Here is a 17,987-nt window from a genome sequence, read left to right on the forward strand (position 1 = left end):
GTATACTGATGGTAGTTGTCTTGGAGCCAAGTCCAGAACGTGCCGAAGCTGTAGTGATGCAGGCCATCGGGCGGCCAGGCTCCTTTGCCTGCTCCACCCACTTATCAACGAAGTGCGAAATGGCCGCTTCCGCATCTCCTTCTTCACTGTTATCTTCCTAAGGTCTGGTAGGTTTCTCACTCCACGCCCGCGCCCTGTCCACTTCCTTCAGCGTCGGCATGCTTTCCGGTCGATCGCGATGTGACAACTCCTCACCCCGGCCCACCGGCCCTAAAAGGCGATCCCACACCATCAGGCGCCGAGCAGTTGCCCAAATTCGTGGACACATCACAAACAATCATGCAGGATCTTCTCGCCCGTCCAATCGAGAGAATACCGTTAAGCTCGCACAGTCCGTTGATGAGCGCCAGTGCGCCTCGGATAGCCGACGAGCTTCGGGCGCGACGCGCCAGCTTTCCATGATGAAGTCAGCGGAGGCTACCTCGCTGGTGACCGAAATCGAGGACGCCCTCGCCTCCCCACTGCCCAGCAAGGGACAAGAACTCGTCGAGCGCGCAGACCTGCTCGTCGAGGAAGAATTCAAGGCGATGGCGGCCGAGGAGCGCAGGCGTGCGGTGCTCGAAGGTCTTGCCGGCCTGGGATACGAGGTATTCGAGGGTATGGCGACCGCCTGGGTCCAGAACGGCCAGATCGTCATTCGTAAGGCGGCCAATCCTGGCTACGGAGTCGAGCTCTTGGGCGGACCCAGATCGGATCTCCTTCAGGTGCGTGCCGTAGGTATCGGCAGCTCGGCCGAAGCTCGCGATGCAAGTCGTGACCACGACATGGAAACGATCTGGTGCGGCGAGTTCGATCGCCTAAAGGCGTTGGTCGCAGAAGCAGGCGGGAATGTTACTATGGAATTCGCAAGGCCGGTCGGTCGCTTCCCTTTGAAGATCGTCTCAGATCCGGGTGCAAGCCAAGAAGCAGAGATTGTTGAAAGATCACGTCGAGCACGACCAATCAGCCCCCCTCATTAGCAATTTGCAGGTACCCAGCCATTAACGGGGAAGGTGATCACGCGGATGCTGGCGAAGATCACAAAAGCTCGTAGCATCTCTTGGGCGCAGCCGAGAGCTTTTGCGGGGGTCGTTCGCTTCACATCGAACAGCGCCGCTCGGGCGACTTCATCATCTAAAGTCCTATAGGCCGCGGGCGGCGCCCCTCAGGAGGATACTTCCAAAGATGGGCGGCGATCACTCATAAGCAAAATAGTAGGACACGGCGCGCCATTTTCCCGAATTTGTGAGGAGGCCGCATTTTTTCCACACCCTTCCCTGGCAGCACGCCGAAATCCGGCGAACATTGCGACGCCGCTGCAGCTAGCTCGGCGAAAGTTCGGCGTACCTGCGAATAATCTTCTCGGCCTCAGAGGGAAGAAAGTGGCCGATGGGCCGCCGTACAGCTGTGTCACCGCATTAGGGATGTCTGGATTGCGGCCAATATAACCCATCGGCAGTGGGGTTGGTCTGCATTTTTGGCACGTGGAGCCATCCGGTATGCGGCGACCACTCCTGTCCAGGTGAGATTGGATGATATGCTGTGCGGCGGTCTTCCTAACCCTATGGAGTTGCGCCAATCTTCGAAAGACGGCTGCGTCGTTCCAGTTGATTGAATCAATCAACACACGTAAGCTCTCAAGCTGCAAATAGTCATCGCCAATAGTTTTCAATGCTCATAGCCGAGGTGGGGCCTTCAATCGGCGATCCCCTGCCCAATTTCCCGTCGAGACCTTTTCATGACTTCACCAGAAGCCCTAGACGTACTGATTCTAATCGCCCTGACGGAAGAAGCAGAGACGTTTCACGATTTGCCGTTTCATAACCTGAAAGAGGCGCCTCGACTGGGCATTTTTCCGTATCACTCCTTTGAATACGAAGACGCGAACGGCACCTCCCGGCGTGGCGCGTTGGTGAGCGTGGGCGAAATCGGCCTGCGAATCCGGGATGCGGCGCTTCGCTTTTCGGAGAAATTCTCACCCAAGCTGGTGTTGAACGTCGGCATTTCGGGCCGAATAAAGGACGCTCGGGTTGGTGACGTCGTCGTCCCCACTCACATCAATGTCATTGATTACCGAGCGGCTGCGCAGGACGACGAAAAGAATGGGTATGAAATACTTCCCGGCGGCAAACCGGCTCCCGTGAGCATCAGTGCCGGATACGTCGTAAATTCTGTCCCATTCAAGAAGAAGAACAAGCTTCCCAGCATTGACAATTTCGCCAAACGAATGGGTTACACCCTCACCCCAAATGAGCGACGGAAGCTGAAAGAATGGGAGGGCGTCAAGGACCTCGCCAAGACGCCGACCGTGGTGAGCGGGCCTTTTGCAGTCAGCAATCTGCTGATCAAATCAGCGCGCTTCAAAGAACACGTATTGAAGAACGCGGATCGCAACTATGTTGCCGCCGATATGGAAAGCGGGCTTATTGCGGATGGGCTACTTACATTGACACCGGCGCCGCCATTTTATGCAGTCAGAGCTATCAGTGACCCGGCCACAACACAGAAGCCGGAATACGATGCGATCGGCAACGGGCTTATCCGCCGCTGGGCGATGTCGAATGCACTGGATACGGTCAAATTACTCATCGCTGAGCCTAGTCTCTTTGGAGACGAGCGAAAGCTGAGCGGAGTTAGTGGCGTCCCGGAAGACTACAGTCCAGAGTATCCAGGACAACGAATACTAGGCGCCCCCTCCACTTCAGATTTCGACGATCGTTTTTCGAATATGCGCATTACCGTCTCGAAAAGAGATCATGGTGAGACCGTTCTTCCAATTCGGTTTTCGAAGCTCTTGAGCGAAATATTGGAAAAGCCCAGAGCCGGGTCGTTCCTGGTCCAGGGGCGCGGCGGCGGCGGAAAGACGGCACTCCTGCGAGCCCTCCAGCTTTCAGTTAATGATGCGCACGAAGCACCCAAAACAGTGTTCCTCGACGCCCGCAAAATAATCAAGGAAGCCGGATCGGCCGATGCCGTTTCGGTTCTTCGAAGACGTGTCGATCGGGATGCTCCCGGCCTGATCGACACGAAGGACAACGTTATCGTTTTTCTGGATGGGTTGATCGGAACGGACAGCGAGCGCCCGATCATCGAGGCGCTTTCCCAGCTGCTCGCGCGCAACGAGCCAACGCTGGTGCTCGCGTTCGGAATTGATCATTATGAACTCCAAGCGGACTCAAATGATTACCCTCCGACGCCTTACCTTCACAACAGAAAGCACGACCGTACGGTCGACTTGAAAGCGATCTCAGTAAACGATGACGCTTTAGCAACGGCGGTTATTGGCGGTATCGTCCGAACGAGCGGAACGAGCACGAGCGAGTCACCCGAGGCGATCATTGCTGCGCTTCGAACGCTCGGGTTTCTTTATCTCAATCATTTCGTGGTATCCATATATCTACACAATGCCGGGAAGATGGCGTTCGAAGGCAAGAACAGCTCGGCCTTTGTGATCCAATCGATGCAAAACCTCTACGGCGACCTCTACGGCCGCTTCACGAGCCGGCAGTTCAATCTGCTTTGCGTAGCAGCTCTGCGGTCTTACTGCCGGATCCTGGTGAAAAGTGCCGGATCTCCAGAGCTTGCGACCGCGCATGACCGATACGAGAGCGACTTCGCGCTTTTTCCACGCATTGTCCAAACCGCACTGATCGCCAAGGCTGTCGTCTATATCCTCGGTGAATTCAACAATCCCAAGAGTAGCAGCGCGATCTTCAAGTCTACGGGTATTAACGAGGAGCTTTTTCTATCATTGGTGTTTGGCAACGACGTCAACAGCGCTGTCAAGGATCTCATGGCCGACCAGCGCGTCGAGGACGCAGTGCTCTCCGCAGCGCACAAGATCTCGGACACCCTTGAGCCCGCTTCACTTTCCTATGCTTTGTATCTTTTCGGACGTGCGCGCTCCGAACGGGGCAGGCTTCGGGCCGAAAAGGCTTTCGACACAGCCGCTCAAGTGTTGCTGGATCCAGGCACAATATCGCCGAGCGAACAGACCAAATTCTGGCGGCTCGCAAGACGCTCGCTCTATATCAGCCGCTCGCTAAATGGCGACAAGAAAGCAACCGACTCTTACATCGCCGCCGTCATCAGCGATCCCTATGAAGATCGCTTGAACCGGAGCTTTCATCTCGAATACTACCGTGATCACAATGCCACAGGCGTCACAGTGGCGCTCGACCATGAAGACAGAGGAGGTAATTGGCGTCGTACTCGCCAGTTGCTTGGACGACGGATAGAGGCCGCGATAAGCAGCGGAACGACGGGCGAATACGATCGAATCTGCATTCTGACGTATTTTTCGCTGGTTCGGTATCGTCATGAACTCGCGAAATTATCAACAGAACAACGCGAACAAGAGGCGGGTCTCATAAAGAGGCTCATGGCCAGCAACGTGACGTTGGGCCCAGAGCTTTCAGCCTTTCTAATCATGGTTGAACACGCACTTTCGCGCGAACTCTACTCAAGCCTTGATGCGGTGGTTGAGCTATTTGCCACGAAAGCAATACCGCGGATCGGGTGGGTTGATCGCCAGATGACGGCCGAAAAGCAGGTCGTGGAAAGTGTCGCTTCGCATGCCTATGGTGCGATGCTTCTCGTCGACCTTCTGAGCGAACGACTGACGCCGAAACTCGATCCAAAAGAAACAACCCAGATCATCCGAATCCTTCTGTATCACGATATCGCAGAGGCCTACATCGGCGACTACCGCCCTACCGACGGCGAGACGAAGTCAAAGGAGATACCAACGATGCATCGCATCGCCGCGCTAGCTACCTATCAGCATTTACCTGGCCTAGCCGCCTCGTTCAGTCACTTTCAAAGGTTTGAGACAGGGGCCGATCGGTGCGCGAGCTTGGCTCGCGATTTTGACAAGTTGGACGCCGTTTTCCAGGCGCTAGTCTATGCCAACCATTTTCCAACGCTCGATAATCGACGACAGTTCGTCACTGGCAATAAGGAGCGGATCTCAGATCCAGTCCTTCGCGAGATCGCGGATGAGATCTGGCGCCGCATTGAAAAAATGCCATTGAAGTCCACAACCGCCGCCTCCTGATGAACCTTGCATGATCGAACGCCATCGCGGTGCCCTTCGAACCCAAGAAGAGCGAGTCGCCCGTGAAGAAGGAAGACAGGATGGCAAAGATGGAACGAAAGCGGGTCACTCCCTAAACGATCGACCGGTACAATCGATTAACCGGCGTGCGCAACGCGCATCGCCCACTGAAATGGCACCCGGAGAGCGTGAGCATAGCGACGGCAAAGCCGGCACGCGGGTCCGAGTGCAGCGACGCGACCGGTTAAAAGGGGCACCCGGGAACGCGGCAGTGATAGCGTTCGCCGCAGGCGAGCCGCTTTTCCGAGTGCCCCCGGCAAGGCGCACATCAGCCCTTGCGCGATGGGATCGTTACCGAAGGCCGAGGCCCCTACTTTCTTCAGGGGACTCGGTGGGCGCAGCCCATAGAGCCCGGTCCGCATAGCGGACGCGTCATCGGGCTACAGGTCCGCGGCTTCCAAATCGCGGCTTCCCACACGGTTTGCCTGGGTACGAGGTATCGGCGGCGCAAACAATTTGGGGTTGAGGCCCCTTATATGTCTTGCGATGAGCCAAGCAAGAGGCAAAATGCCCCTGCCCATCCCGAGGGGGAGCAATGATGTCCGCGCATCCTAAACCGCCCGTTTTACGGCAACCGGCCACTCCGACCTTTTACGCGGTGGTCGCATTGGTCGCGGCCCTGTTGGCATTCTTCGTGGGGAGCTATCTATTCACTCATCTGGACGCGCTGGTGGCGAACGCCTTCGGAGACCAGGCGTACTACCTGCTGCTGCTCTTCTTGGCGCTCGTCTGTGCCGTCGTCCTGTTCGGCGTGTTGCGTTCGATAGGATCGGCCCAAGGGCAACTGTTCGGCGCAGCGTTCGAATTTGGCGGACCGGCGGCGCTATTTGTGTTTGTCATTCTTGCGGGCGGTTTTCTATTCAAGGGAAAGCAGACCGATTTCCCATTGACGATCAAGCTGCGCACGGATGACCAACAGACTATGGAGGGCAAGTTTGGCAAGGATGCGATCGCAAACTCGTCGTTGTTGATTGACCTTGGCCCGCTCACTCAACCCGTCAAGCTCAACGGCGATGCGGTCGGAGAGATTCAGATCATCCCATTCCGCTTTCGAAAGACGCCTATCGGCGTCAGTCTCGACTCGAAATTCTTCATACTCAAGGAGCCGAAATCCGCTTACCCGATACCGGATGATGCCGTTCTGACCCTCATCGTGGTGCCAAAGCCGAAAAAGACAATACAGGCCCGCGTGCAAAGTTCTCAGCTCTTCCGAATAACATCGGGAGGCACGTCTGATGGCCACAGTCCCTTCTGCCAGCCGCGAACGGTCCGGGGATGCGTGCTTCCGCAACACGGGGGAAAGCTTGTTCCGGGCTCCGGCAATGTGGTTGATCTCCAGCGGAATAGCGACCGCGGGAAGTTTCAGTTGGCCATCAATACGCCGGATCAGATATGCATGGATTTCATGTCAAGCACGGGCGCATGTGAGACGGAGATCTATGTCCAGGGATACGTTTCCGCGGTCGAGGAATTTGAAGACAAGAGCTAACCGCCCGCCATGTCCTTCGTCGTCGTTTCCGGCCTCACATCTTGATTGCGAGGCCGAAGGGTTTAGACGCGCGATCGGGCGCTGCGCCTGAACTACCCCGCTCCGTTGCTCCTTCGAGCTTGAGGTACGTTGATGTCGGAAGCATCCGAAGGCGAATGGCTGGTCCCGTTTCGCGGCAGGAACTACTCAGGTGCCTTTTCCCAAAACTTCTTGTGGAGGCGCCAGAACGTATACGTGATGGACAACCATCGCGCGGCGCTGTGGTGCTGGCTGCAACATATCGATCCGAAACAGCGGTATTCTCTCTTTCACGTGGATCAGCATTACGACACGCTTGCTAGCCGGATGACGACCTGGCTGGATAATCTGCCGCCCGCTTGGGACCTTGGTATCGATGAGTATCTGGCGCGCACGGTCAAACACCAGGATATTCCGCAGCCGCTCCCTCTGTTTGGCTGGGACAATTATCTATCGATCTTCTTGGCCGTGTTCGGAAACGCGATGGACGCCGCCTACTTCGCGACCCATGGTGAGGGAACGACGCCAAACTGCACCCATATGAACTGCGATCTCTGGGATGTGCCTTCCAACCTCGATTATTGGTTGAATGAGTCTCATGCCCCTTGGATTTTCAACCTCGATCTGGATTACTTCTTTTGGCATGGAATCGACGCCGAACGACCTCAGTGCATGATGACTGAAGCATACATCTCGAATTTGATGAGGATAGTCAGCGCTCATTTGAGTAGCGGCAAAATCAGCGTGCTAACAATCGCGCTCTCACCCGAATATTGTGGTGGCTGGGAACACAGCGAAGCGGTTCTGGATATTGTCTTGAAGCCTCTGGGAATCGAATTCGCCCTTCCCCGTTGACTATCGCTTCGTCAGCGAAGCAAGCTTGGATGACTCAAATTCCCAGAAGCTCGGATCATCGCTCTTGGCATAGTCGTCGTACCGGCGATCGCCGATCAAGATTGGCCACATCCACCAATTCGGACTCATGCATGATGCGACCAGATAGGTTTCATCGGGCCTGTCCTCGCGCGCCTTGGCCAACGGCAGATAGACGTCAGCTACAATGGAGGGATTGGTAAGCTGGATGTCGTTCTGCTCCAGCACGAGAATCGATTTGGCCCCCTCGTTCGCTTTCCACGCGGCAAGCTTCGGAAATTTCTTGTCGATCGCAGCCTTCATCCGGTCCCTGCGCAGCTTCTCGATATCATCCACCGTATGCCTGATCTGGAAATGCTTGCCAGGAACGATTGGCGGCTCGAACCGGCAAAGGGCTACATCAAATGGCACATTTGGCGGCCGCGAAGGGCCGACGCCGTTTCCTTTGTAGTCCGGATAAGGACGCTTGGGGATTGTCGGCGCGGTCGTCTTTACCCAGTCGATGATTGACTGCTGAATCGCCGATAGTTGAGCTGGCTTGCGCCCATTAAGCGAATTGATCGGCAGGTAAAGTTCGAACAGAGCATCCGTTCCGAGCGCATCTTTGAGCACGGTGGTGATCGGTGCGAAGAGCTTCTCGGTCTGCGCCTCCATGCGTATGTGGCCATCGAACGGCTCGATGCCGGTATGCTCGAGCGCATAAAGCTGGCTGCCCAGATCAAAGACCACCTCGACCGGGTGCTGGTGATTTTCCTGCTCGGGCCATCGGAGGTTTGCACGTACCTGCTGTTCGCGCGCTTCGAGACGGCGCACAACTGCATCACAGACCTTACCCTCATTGAAGCTGAGATGCTTTCTCTTGAGCGGCCTCTCGAGCCGCTCGCGAAGCATCTTCGAAAGCTCCGCCGCTTCAAGCACCGTTAGACTGCCCAGTTGATTTATCAGTTCCGGCAGATCAGCCATGACTCGCTCGTTCTTTGAAAAGTTGTTCGAAAGCCTTGGCGATAGCTTCGCGGCCCGGCCCCCAATCTTCCTCGAAAAGTATTCGGCTGTCTTCCGGGAGGGTAAAGGCCGGGCGAGCGATACGCACGAGCAAGTAGCAAATCGCGTACACGCTCAGAGCTGTAAAGAACGTGCGCATCAAGACTTCGTGCACGTACACTGGCCCATTGCTCTCCCAGAGAGCGCCGTCGCTTGAATCCGGACGCGAATGCGTGAAATTGCATAACTGACGAAACGTGCTGCTGAGAATCTCTCCGTCAGCGAACAGCCAGTTGTACTGTTCCTGAGTTAGCATCCCATGCAGTCGCTTTCTGATGCGCGAGAAACCCAGTTCTGAGCCGCTGGTTTTCCATGTGACATAATCGGCGTCGGTTGGCTTTAGGTTGCCATACGAACCGATCATGACCAATTCGAGCGCCACACGAAGTTCTGCCATGGCAGCTCGGTAGTAGCCGTGCAGCAGGAGAAAGTTGACGCACTGAAACGCATCGGCGGCGTCCAGCATGCAGTTGTAGAGCTCATCGGGATGATCGGGGTCACCTATGGCAACAATCCAGTCGCTCCACAGGCTGTAGAGTAACTTCAACCGGATGCCATTGTGGTCTGACGTGCGAATGGCCACGTCGTCGGTAAGATGAGTAATGCCGGCCCATGTTTGTTCGTCAATCAAGTCGGTCGGCGTAATATCGTCTCCATCACTGATGGCAAAATCATCGGGTTCAAGTTGATGCCTGATCGCGCGGAAGTCTGTAAGCGGCAGCTTTCTCGTCATAGGCGTTCCGTGACATTGCCGGCGCGGGTCAATGGGTGGCGCCGCCCGTAGTTCCGGCGCGCTCCCGAAACAGATCGTCGAACATCTTATCCGCGCCCCACGCCTGGGCAGACGTGTAGGCGAGACTGCGTGTTTGCTGCGGTGTAAGAGGAGCTTCGCCCGGCTTGTAGCCGAGATCATGCTCCGCCTCGGACCACGCGTGCTCAAACAAGGTTTTCACCTGCAATTCAAAAAACCGCGGGATCATTTCTTTGGACCATCCGGCGCTGATGACGTCGGACGGTATTGCGAGGATGTAGTGCCGTCCGAAATATCCAAACTCCCAGTGGGACTCAGGCACATGGTCCCGATACTCTATGGGTCTGAACCATTGCTGGATCAGCGGATCAAGCCGAGCAACATCCGATTGGTAATATGTGATGATGCGCGCGCCGACTTGGTCCTGAATCTCAGCTAGTGGCTCCTGATATTTTGGCTTCCCGTCGACCAGCTTGGCCGCCTTGGCGACAAATCTGTCGATATCCTTCGGACGTGCCGAGATCCGGTCAATCCGCGGTTGCCCTTCCAGGCAGCGAGACAGATAGGCGCGTAGCTCATCGGCGAGTGGAGCCAGAACTTTCTCGCGGCGCTCCTTGTACTGTTCCCTTAGGTCGTCAGGCTTTTGGCTTGAGCTTGTCATTGATTACCGTGCCCTGTGTCGTAAACCGAACTCTGTGCGCGCTGCCGTCAATGGCCTCTTGCCTGAAGACGTGGTCGAATTCGGCGGACGGTGCGGTTAGGGTTGCGCCATTATCGAGCTCCATTGATCGATATGCCATGATGCTCGCGAAATCGGAGGCGGAGAACAGGAAGCGTTCCTCCGCCAGATGCGGATTCCTGAGTTGTTGCGAAACGGACTCGCGCGCTGGGGCCGATAGATTAAAGCGATTAGCAAATTCGTTGATGCTTATCGATATTCGCGGAAGCGTCCTTGCGAGCGTCGCAGCCGCAACGATTTCCTGTTTCACCGCGATATCGGCTGTTTTGATCGCGTCTCGTAGAGTGGTCGCGAGGCGGGAGGTGCCCTGTTTCGGGGTTACGCGAAAATCGGAGGCGAGGAAGTCGGCAATCCAATAGTCGGCGCTTTCGCCGGCAGGGTTGGTTTGCTTATCGATCGCTTTGCCATCCCAAAAGCCGGCGCGCAAAGATGCATCCCGATAAAGGACGGCTTTGTAGGATGTCTTGTTCTTCATGAACACGCGTTCAAGGAACGCAACGTCGAGACTTCGAGGATTCTCCTCGACGAGGATCGCGCTATCAGTCGGAAATCGGGAGAGTACGATCTTGTGCTCACGTCCTTCCTTGCCGACGATCAAAAACAGCAGACCGATTCCGGCCCGCCGGTCGGTATGAACTTGCAAGCGCTCGGCGATGGCGCGTCCGCTCGGCAGCGTTGGACTATCGAGATGAGCGCAAATGGGATCGCGGCAGGGATTTTGCTGCACCCCGCCAGTGGATTTGAAGATGATGTCGATGTCGCATTCCTGGTCGGCACGGGTGTAAATCCCGTCGAGCAGATCGAACATGCTGCCCGTTAATGGGACCGACGCACCGTTGATCTGTCGAATTTCCGAACTTTTCCCTGGGTGAACCAAATAGGTATGAATATGCTGAACGGGCACTGCTTTCCCCCTCGCCCCGCTTTGCGCTTTTTTCGAACACTAGCCCGTTAAAGTTGCATGAACAAGCCCGGCGGATCGAGAGATGCCGGTGGGCGCTCCGAAGCAGCGCTCGGACTGCTCTCAGACCTTCCACCTGTCGGACCAACGATCGAGGCCATCGGCATTTTCAGGCCCTTCGGTCCAGCCCGATCACGCTTGTTCTCTTCCTGGTGCATGCCGAGTGCCAGATAGATCAGACCGGCGCGGGCAAGACGATAGAGTTGGATGGTCTTGGCGTTTAGTTCGCTCGGGGCAACTGAGTAGGCCAGCCGGTCAGTCCAGGGATCGGGCGTTGCGCTCGGTTTTTTGCGTATCAGGATTTCGTGCACCCGCAGATAGCTATGTTCGAGGTGATTGCGGATCGTGTAGAGCTCCTTTGCGTCGGGCTCCATGGCGTCCTGCAACACGGGATCGAATAGATCCTTGGCGAGCCAGTAAAGGGCGCGGAACGGCAAGTTCTTGGATTGCAGGAATTCCGGCCGGACGGGTCGGGCTGGATCGCATCTCTCGTACCAGATCGTCTTGAAGTAAACGCGCCGGGCCGGAATGCCGAGTTTGGCGTAGTCGTTCAGGAAGAATGCTATCTTGTCGAGCACCGAATAGGCGATGCGAAAGGCAGCCTTTACCTTTTCAACCGCAAGCGAATAGCTGGGATAGTCGAGCGTGTTGTAAAGCACAACATCGCGGTCGGAAAAGTGTACCGTGTCGGAATGAAGGCCCTCGAAGAGCAGCCACCGACCCGAGACGTACTCTTGCTTCATTTGATCGAAGAAGGCGATGAGCGATGGAGGTTCTCCCAGATTGCTTGTGAAGCTTGGAAGAGAAAGCAGATCGATCGCGGCAATGCTGTGAGGGCCGAGATCATTAAGGGGATTCAGGAATAACCCTTGATGTAGTGCCCGACGGCGGTATCGACGTTCGCTCGCCGATCGTCCAATCCGTTCACGGTCCCACTTGACGCTTTTTGCGTGGTCGAGATGGATGGCGGCCTCGATCCGCTCCTTAACACTGGCAAAGAATTTGGTGGCGCCGACACCTTCAGGACCTGCATATCTGGTCTTCGGTGAAAGAGCGCCAGACAGATCTTCGTAGGCCCGAAGAAAAAACAGGCCGCGATGCTCGTCGTCATACAGACTTGAAGCATATCGTGTGAGGCCAGAACCGCGATTTCCTCGAGCCATTCCGAATTTGGGATCAATCGAGAGCGCACGCGTCCATACGGCTACAGCTTCCACGTAAGGGCCGAGCGTATTGAGCTGGTTACCCAGATTGGTGAGTATCTGGCAGCGACGCAACGCCGACAGCTCTTCAAATCCTGGCGCGTTCGCGGCGCTTCTGAGATGGAATATCTCATTCTGTAGTTCCGGCTGCTCCCATTGCCATGCCGCATCCGGGTCGCGATGCTTCAGCCGTTTGCGGTTGGCCCAAGCGTTGGCACGGAAGTAGTCGAGCAAGACCCGCTGCTGCTTCGTGAGCTTGCTGTGATTCAGAAGATCGCACCATTCGAGCGCAAGCACGGTTGTATCATCGCGACCGAGATCGCCGGCAAGGTCGATCAGCATCCCAATTCGTTTAAGCGCAGCGCTGCCAGTCTCCGTTGCCTGTGGGGCCCCCAGAGCGATGAGCTTTTCTAGTATTTGAGTTGGGTCGATGCTCATAAAGGCGAGAGTAGCGAGATTTGCGGGATCTTTGTTCGGGATTGTGCAGGAAATCCACCGCCCAAACGGCCCTCGAACTCACGGAATATCGCCGCTCCGGCACCCTCACCCAATGCTATGCGGCTTGTTAAGAAAGAACTCGCGATTGCCGAGCGCGGCCTCGGCATACTGACCGATCGCGACCTGGATCGCCTCGATATGCATCCGGCACCATCCCTCATGGCAGGAAAGCTTGCGCGCGTGGTTGAGCGCCACCAGAAATTCCGGCGGGTCCTGCATGTCGGAGAAGTAGACCGCGCGGCTTGTGGTCATGCCAGAGCCACCTCCCGCGGCACGAGGCGGCGCTTCGCGACAGAAACGCGCGACGGCGTTGGCGGCCGGCGGGGAATGAACAGGTGGTGCACGAGAATGGGCTCGTTGTCGCCAAGCATGCTTCGCTCCTTGACCAGCCCGCTCATCACCGTGCGCATCTTCGAAATCTCGGATGCCACGAAGGAGCAGTCCTCATCCCGGTTGATTTGCTCATGCATGATGGCTTCGGCCTCCTTCATGCTGACGCGCAAAGCCCTGATGACCCGCCGGATTTCATTGATGCGATTGTCCATAGCTTGTCTCCCTGCTGGACAGGCAGCACAAGAACAAATCAGGAACACAAAGTCAATGCCGCGAGAGGCGAAGTCTATGCCGATTTCAGGAGGGAGCGGTCTTGAAGCTGTGCGCGTCGCCAGAGATGAACGAACCGCACGCCGATCTTGTCCAGCCTGTCCCGTTCCTCGAACGGAACACCCTCGAGCCTCGGCTGCCGTATCTCGATGAGCGCTTCAATGATTTCGTGCATGAGGCGGTGGTGCGTCGGACAGAGCCAGCACGACTCCTGTATCGCCTCTGGTTCACCGGCGTCGAACTGAAGCGCGAGCGGATAGATGTGATGCGCCTCGGTGATGCTCTCATACTGACCGCATACCGAGCATGGACAGCGGGGGCCTGGATCAAAAGCAAGTCGTGCCGCGGCAATCCACAGGCGCCGGCGCGCAACGCTACTCTTGTACGCCTGCCTGGCCTCCGCCCACGCTTCGGCGGCGAGCATGGCGCGCTGACTCGGCGTCAGCGCTTGCGTCATCCGCTCGCGGTAGTCATCGAAGCTTTCGCCATCGCGGACCGGCAGGATATCGCGCGCGTGACGCTTCATGAGTTCGAACCACGGGTCCATCCCGACTCGCCTTGTCTGGCTGAATCAATGGGAACAGGAAGGATAACCCGCCGGGAGGCAGGGCCAAATGGTGGCCGCCAACTTGTCCACCACGTCCAACGCAATGAAGAAGCGAATATGCTCGTCGGGGCCGCAGTCGCTAGAGAAATCGCCGGGCCGTCCTGCGAAGCGCTTGAACTTGCCGGGGGCACAACGCCCCCGGCAAGCCTAGTTCGAATTACAGGCCATTACCGCAACCACCGGCGCCGTAACCGCCGCTGCCCGTGCCGCAGCCGTCCCACCCGCTATTCCCGGCCGGGTTCACGCCGGCCTGCGCAGGGCCCGCTTCCTGGTGTTGCTGACCTTGCGTGGATCACGCTGCGAGGCATTCCTACGGGAGCTTGTGGCGGCGTTCCCGTCTACGACGCCGATGCTGCCGTCCACCAGCTCTACGAGGGTGAGGCCGCGCCCGCGATCGAGGCCGCCTTTCCCGGCACCACCGCGAACGGCAAGGTCGATCGTCCACTTGCCAGAAAGTGCACTGCCACTCTGGCCGACCGCGTTGCCCTCGTGGAACGAAGAGTTGGTTGTTGTAGTATTTCAGCTATTTAGCTGTTGCATCTCTGCAATGCTCGCATCAATCGCCTAATGCGCCCCACGCCTGGATTGGCGACGCTCGCGCTTTCCCAAGCATCAGCTGATCTACTTGGTCAACCTGCCTGCTGCATTCGACCAGCTGAACGCTTCCTAAACAATCTCTGCAAGGTTGTAAGGTTCTAGTTTCGCACCATCTTCACCATCGTCAACAGTTTTTGATGACGCCCCCTGTCGCAGGGCGGACAGACAGCCACGGTGGCACGCACAATGCACATTTCTGCTCGCCGTTTCCGGGCAGGCCAGCGATTCCTGACTGCGTCTTCGATTGGCCTGCCAAAACCTGCCTTGCCGCGCGAGTTCAAGTGAAGATTGATCGGACTGTGATCTCCTCTTCGGCTTTAGCAGAAGTCTGGTTATGGGTCCTTCTGCGACATTTGCGTACGGCCGAATTTCCGCTTTGCGCTAACGCGAGCCTTGGACGCCCCGCCCCTTTTGCAAGATCACCTCCGCTGCCCGCCTCATCCTTCTGCACGATGAAATGCGCTGCAATACTCCGCTCGCAAGAACGGGATTGAATATAAACCTCGTTCACGATACTACGCCCACTCAATCATTAAGGACGAGATTACCGCGTTGATTTGCGAGAACAAAGTTTCAAAGCTCGCGATCAAATCCCGACGGTATAGGCCCCCCAAATTTTCGGTCTTGAATTCACAGGGAAATTCATGATGCTTGGAGGAGTGGCTATTTCGGCAAGTATCGGAGTCAATCGATTGACTGACGCGCGCTTAGCCACAAGGGCCACCGCTTCGCACCATCTTGATTCCGACACTGTCGATGATCATGAAAACCATGGTTCGGTCTGTACGGTGATGGCTCGCGCCGCTCACCCGACCACTCCGTCCTTGGGCATTCCGTAGGCTTGCATTCAGCGCTCAGTCGTGAGCGACTGGCTGGCTTACCCCCAGTGGGTGACCGCCAGCCGCATCGTGCTGACGTCCGCCGATCGGCGGCCATCTCGGCGTGCGAACACCAGCTCGACCGGGAGCCTAGACCGTAGGCTGAGGGCTGGATGCCCAGCGCGACATCGACGCGCTGAAGCAACGGGTGGGCGGCGCTATTGTTTTCCGGGTCGTTCGACGCCTCTTCTCGTAATCGCGCCGTTGCGACCTCCGGAAGAACGTGCAAAATTGTGGGCGTTCGGCACGTTGCAGCGTCTTGTCGGCACGACGCAGCAGACGTCTGATATTGCGATTGTTTTTTCTTAGCCGCCTGAAGCGCGCCCATCCAAGCAAGATGGAGGTTGCATTGACCGAAGACCAAGACATTGAGAGAGAAGTCCTGATAGCCGTTTTCCCTAGGGAATGCCAGTTACTTGGCGCCACTAACCTGCAACACCTCATCGAGGCGGCCGGCGACGAACGATCCGTTGACGTCAAGGGCGGCAGGGACCTGAGCCTCAAGCCGGTGATCGAGGCTATGAAGGTTGGCTTGGATGCCGTCCGCCAAATCAAGGCGGACTATCGAAAGAAATTCCCAGACAAGCCTTCAACTGAAATCATCATCGAGCTTAAGGGTAAGAAATACACATTTCGGACATCGGACCCCAAAATGGTCACGATGATAACCGAGGTCGTTCCTAAGCTCGTCGATGAAACGGTCAAGCAGATCGACAAAAAGCGCACAAAGTAGATAGCCGGGGATGACCTCGCTGAACGTGAGGATCATAGGCAACTTTATCCTCGGCATTGTTGCCGCCGGATCGGGGAATTCGGCAACCTGGCTGTTCGTAATCCTGGCGTTGTCAAGCTGGTCCTCCGCCTTAGGCCTTTCGCTGCTCATTGCCTGGATGATCGCTCTTTCCGATTATCTCGCGAGAAAGGCGATTCACACTGAGGCGTATAGCCGGCAGGCGGACGACGCTTATTCTGCCGTTCAAGAGTGCTTGACGGGCTACGACATCGTCGAAATTAGCCCCGAGCACTCGGTGAACAAAATCGAACCTTTTGAGAAGGAGGCTGGCTTTGCCGCCTCCCGCGTACTCTCATTAGTGCCCAAGCCCGGCTACGAACCATACTTGACTCTCAAGGCCTTCCTACAGCCGCCGAGGGGCCCTTGCGGCACAGTGGTCCTGCTGCCGCATTCGGACGAATTCGGTATCATGGAGCGCTTCTCAATGCTTCACGAACTCAACCATTCGTCAGCAGCGGGACACATCTGGGAATTGAACGGCACCTCTCCATTGCGAAGATTGTGGATGATCTATGTAGCAATCGGTTTGGCTTGCGCGAATTGGTATTTGGCGGTGCCGCTGCTGGTCCTGTTCCTGATCAACGGCTTCATTCTTGAGAATGAGGTTCTCATGGAAGCCGACGCTGATTGGAACGCATGGAAGAATTATTATCGCATTTTCGGCCACAACGAAACCATCACGGCAACCCAACTCGTCGAATGCTTCTTCAATCTCAAGGCGAGGCTCGACGAGCATCCAAAGCTTTTCAAGGGGCGGGCCGAACTCGCCGCCAGCTTCCGTGGGGCCCTGGAGAAGAGTTCGCCTTCGCGGCTGAAGCGCATCCTACATGTTCCGAGCTTGTCGCTGGCTATAATTGGCATAGAGGCGGTCCTCATTGGCGTCGTTGCGATCGCAATCGGCCTCTGGCTGGCAGTCCCCGAGAAGCCTCCGATTGGACTGTTCGTCTTCGCTTTGGTCTCCATGTGGGTCAACATCATTGGAGATTTTCTTACGCGCAAGCGGCTCAGCGCCTCATCCCACCGGCTTGCTGTCTTGGTAGACGGCTTGCTCGTCCAGGCTGCGGTGAAGCGGCTCAAGGAGATCGAGATGGCAAGGAGCGACGATTAAACTGGGTCTGCCGCAACATTACCTTGGGCCTCAGTGCGGCGAAGCCAATGTAATCCCATCCAGGATAGGCGCGGTAAACGATGCTGCACCCAGAAGGCGTTATCCTGCGCCCATGAATGGCCATCCCAACCGGACGAAAGCACGAAACCACGCGCGCGCCGCCTACGCCCCGACGCGCAAGCTCATGACGCAAGTTCTCACCGACTACACCGCCCTCGCCGCCGAACTGCACAAGCGCGACTCCAGGGCACTCGCGGCGGAAGGATGTCCGGAGAGCGGCGCGCCGCCGCTCTCCGCGAGCATGAAGGTATTGTGGCGCAACTCCCGCACCGATTGTGGTACGCCTCTCAGTGAAGGACAACGCAACTTTACGTTGGCTCAACAAACGGCGAACTTCGAAAAAACGCCTTCGCGCTGGACCAGCAAACTATGTGCTCGGGAGGCGAAAGCGCCGATCGTTTCTAACGATTTTGGAAGATCAAGTTGCCCCTCTCTTCCAAAACGCAAGCTAGCAAATAAATCCCGACAGCATATTCGCCCTAACTTTTTGATCTTGAATTCGTGGGAAACTTCATGCCGTCCGGAAGAATGGCGAGCTCGGCAATTATCGGAGTCAATCCTCTGGATGGCCGCGCGTGCTTAAGCGGCTTGCACGACGTAGCCTCCCCTACCGT

The 17,987-nt window shown here is 56.6% G+C and carries 14 protein-coding genes and 2 pseudogenes; 8 read left to right on the top strand and 8 right to left on the bottom strand.

Features of this window, described 5'->3' with window-relative positions:
- Positions 1-488 precede the first annotated feature (488 nt).
- The 4 genes from IF809_RS14730 to IF809_RS14745 all read left to right on the top strand — a co-directional run bounded on the left by IF809_RS14730 (position 489) and on the right by IF809_RS14745 (position 7,517).
- Entirely contained in the window at positions 489-1,019 is a 531-nt protein-coding gene (locus tag IF809_RS14730; protein ID WP_249162619.1) for a hypothetical protein, read from the top strand.
- 758 nt (positions 1,020-1,777) lie between these two features.
- Complete coding sequence (locus tag IF809_RS14735; protein WP_038936649.1) at positions 1,778-5,095, top strand: HD domain-containing protein; 3,318 nt, start codon at positions 1,778-1,780, stop codon at positions 5,093-5,095.
- A 595-nt stretch (positions 5,096-5,690) separates the two neighbouring features.
- Positions 5,691-6,644, top strand: coding sequence for a hypothetical protein (locus IF809_RS14740; RefSeq protein WP_038936648.1), 954 nt, complete (start codon positions 5,691-5,693; stop codon positions 6,642-6,644).
- A gap of 132 nt (positions 6,645-6,776) precedes the next feature.
- Positions 6,777-7,517, top strand: a complete 741-nt coding sequence (locus tag IF809_RS14745) for a peptide arginase family protein (protein WP_038936646.1) — start codon at positions 6,777-6,779, stop codon at positions 7,515-7,517.
- 894 nt (positions 7,518-8,411) lie between these two features.
- On the opposite strand, the pseudogene IF809_RS14750 reads toward IF809_RS14745, so the two are convergent.
- The 8 genes and pseudogenes from IF809_RS14750 to IF809_RS14785 all read right to left on the bottom strand — a co-directional run.
- A pseudogene (locus IF809_RS14750) lies at positions 8,412-8,498 on the bottom strand (50S ribosomal protein L7/L12); the annotation flags it as partial.
- Positions 8,491-9,309 (bottom strand): hypothetical protein, encoded by an 819-nt coding sequence (locus IF809_RS14755; protein ID WP_038936644.1) that lies wholly within the window; start codon positions 9,307-9,309, stop codon positions 8,491-8,493. The gene IF809_RS14755 and the pseudogene IF809_RS14750, both read right to left, overlap by 8 nt.
- 28 nt (positions 9,310-9,337) lie before the next feature.
- Positions 9,338-9,988 (bottom strand): GTP pyrophosphokinase, encoded by a 651-nt coding sequence (locus IF809_RS14760; protein WP_038936643.1) that lies wholly within the window; start codon positions 9,986-9,988, stop codon positions 9,338-9,340.
- The gene (locus tag IF809_RS14765; protein WP_155795447.1) at positions 9,963-10,970 is read right to left on the bottom strand and encodes a hypothetical protein; all 1,008 of its coding nucleotides are present in this window, start codon (positions 10,968-10,970) and stop codon (positions 9,963-9,965) included. Before IF809_RS14765 ends, IF809_RS14760 begins: the two co-directional genes overlap by 26 nt.
- Positions 10,971-11,017: 47 nt before the next feature.
- Entirely contained in the window at positions 11,018-12,571 is a 1,554-nt protein-coding gene (locus IF809_RS14770) for an LA2681 family HEPN domain-containing protein (protein ID WP_081369385.1), read from the bottom strand.
- Between the two features lie 201 nt (positions 12,572-12,772).
- Complete coding sequence (locus IF809_RS14775; protein WP_038936640.1) at positions 12,773-12,979, bottom strand: hypothetical protein; 207 nt, start codon at positions 12,977-12,979, stop codon at positions 12,773-12,775.
- Entirely contained in the window at positions 12,976-13,272 is a 297-nt protein-coding gene (locus IF809_RS14780; protein ID WP_038936639.1) for a hypothetical protein, read from the bottom strand. Before IF809_RS14780 ends, IF809_RS14775 begins: the two co-directional genes overlap by 4 nt.
- A 74-nt stretch (positions 13,273-13,346) precedes the next feature.
- Entirely contained in the window at positions 13,347-13,877 is a 531-nt protein-coding gene (locus tag IF809_RS14785; protein ID WP_038936638.1) for an HNH endonuclease, read from the bottom strand.
- A gap of 387 nt (positions 13,878-14,264) precedes the next feature.
- Here IF809_RS14785 and IF809_RS14790 point away from each other — a divergent pair.
- The 4 genes and pseudogenes from IF809_RS14790 to IF809_RS14805 form a co-directional block, all read left to right on the top strand.
- Positions 14,265-14,441, top strand: a pseudogene (locus tag IF809_RS14790) (dephospho-CoA kinase); the annotation flags it as partial.
- Between the two features lie 1,320 nt (positions 14,442-15,761).
- A complete protein-coding gene (locus tag IF809_RS14795; RefSeq protein WP_155795449.1) occupies positions 15,762-16,145 on the top strand; it encodes a hypothetical protein in 384 nt (127 codons plus the stop codon).
- Positions 16,146-16,155: 10 nt separating this feature from the next.
- A complete protein-coding gene (locus IF809_RS14800) occupies positions 16,156-17,313 on the top strand; it encodes a hypothetical protein (RefSeq protein WP_038936635.1) in 1,158 nt (385 codons plus the stop codon).
- Between the two features lie 112 nt (positions 17,314-17,425).
- A complete protein-coding gene (locus tag IF809_RS14805) occupies positions 17,426-17,956 on the top strand; it encodes a hypothetical protein (protein ID WP_155795450.1) in 531 nt (176 codons plus the stop codon).
- Positions 17,957-17,987 lie beyond the last annotated feature (31 nt).

This window comes from Bradyrhizobium sp. UFLA06-24, from assembly GCF_054967145.1.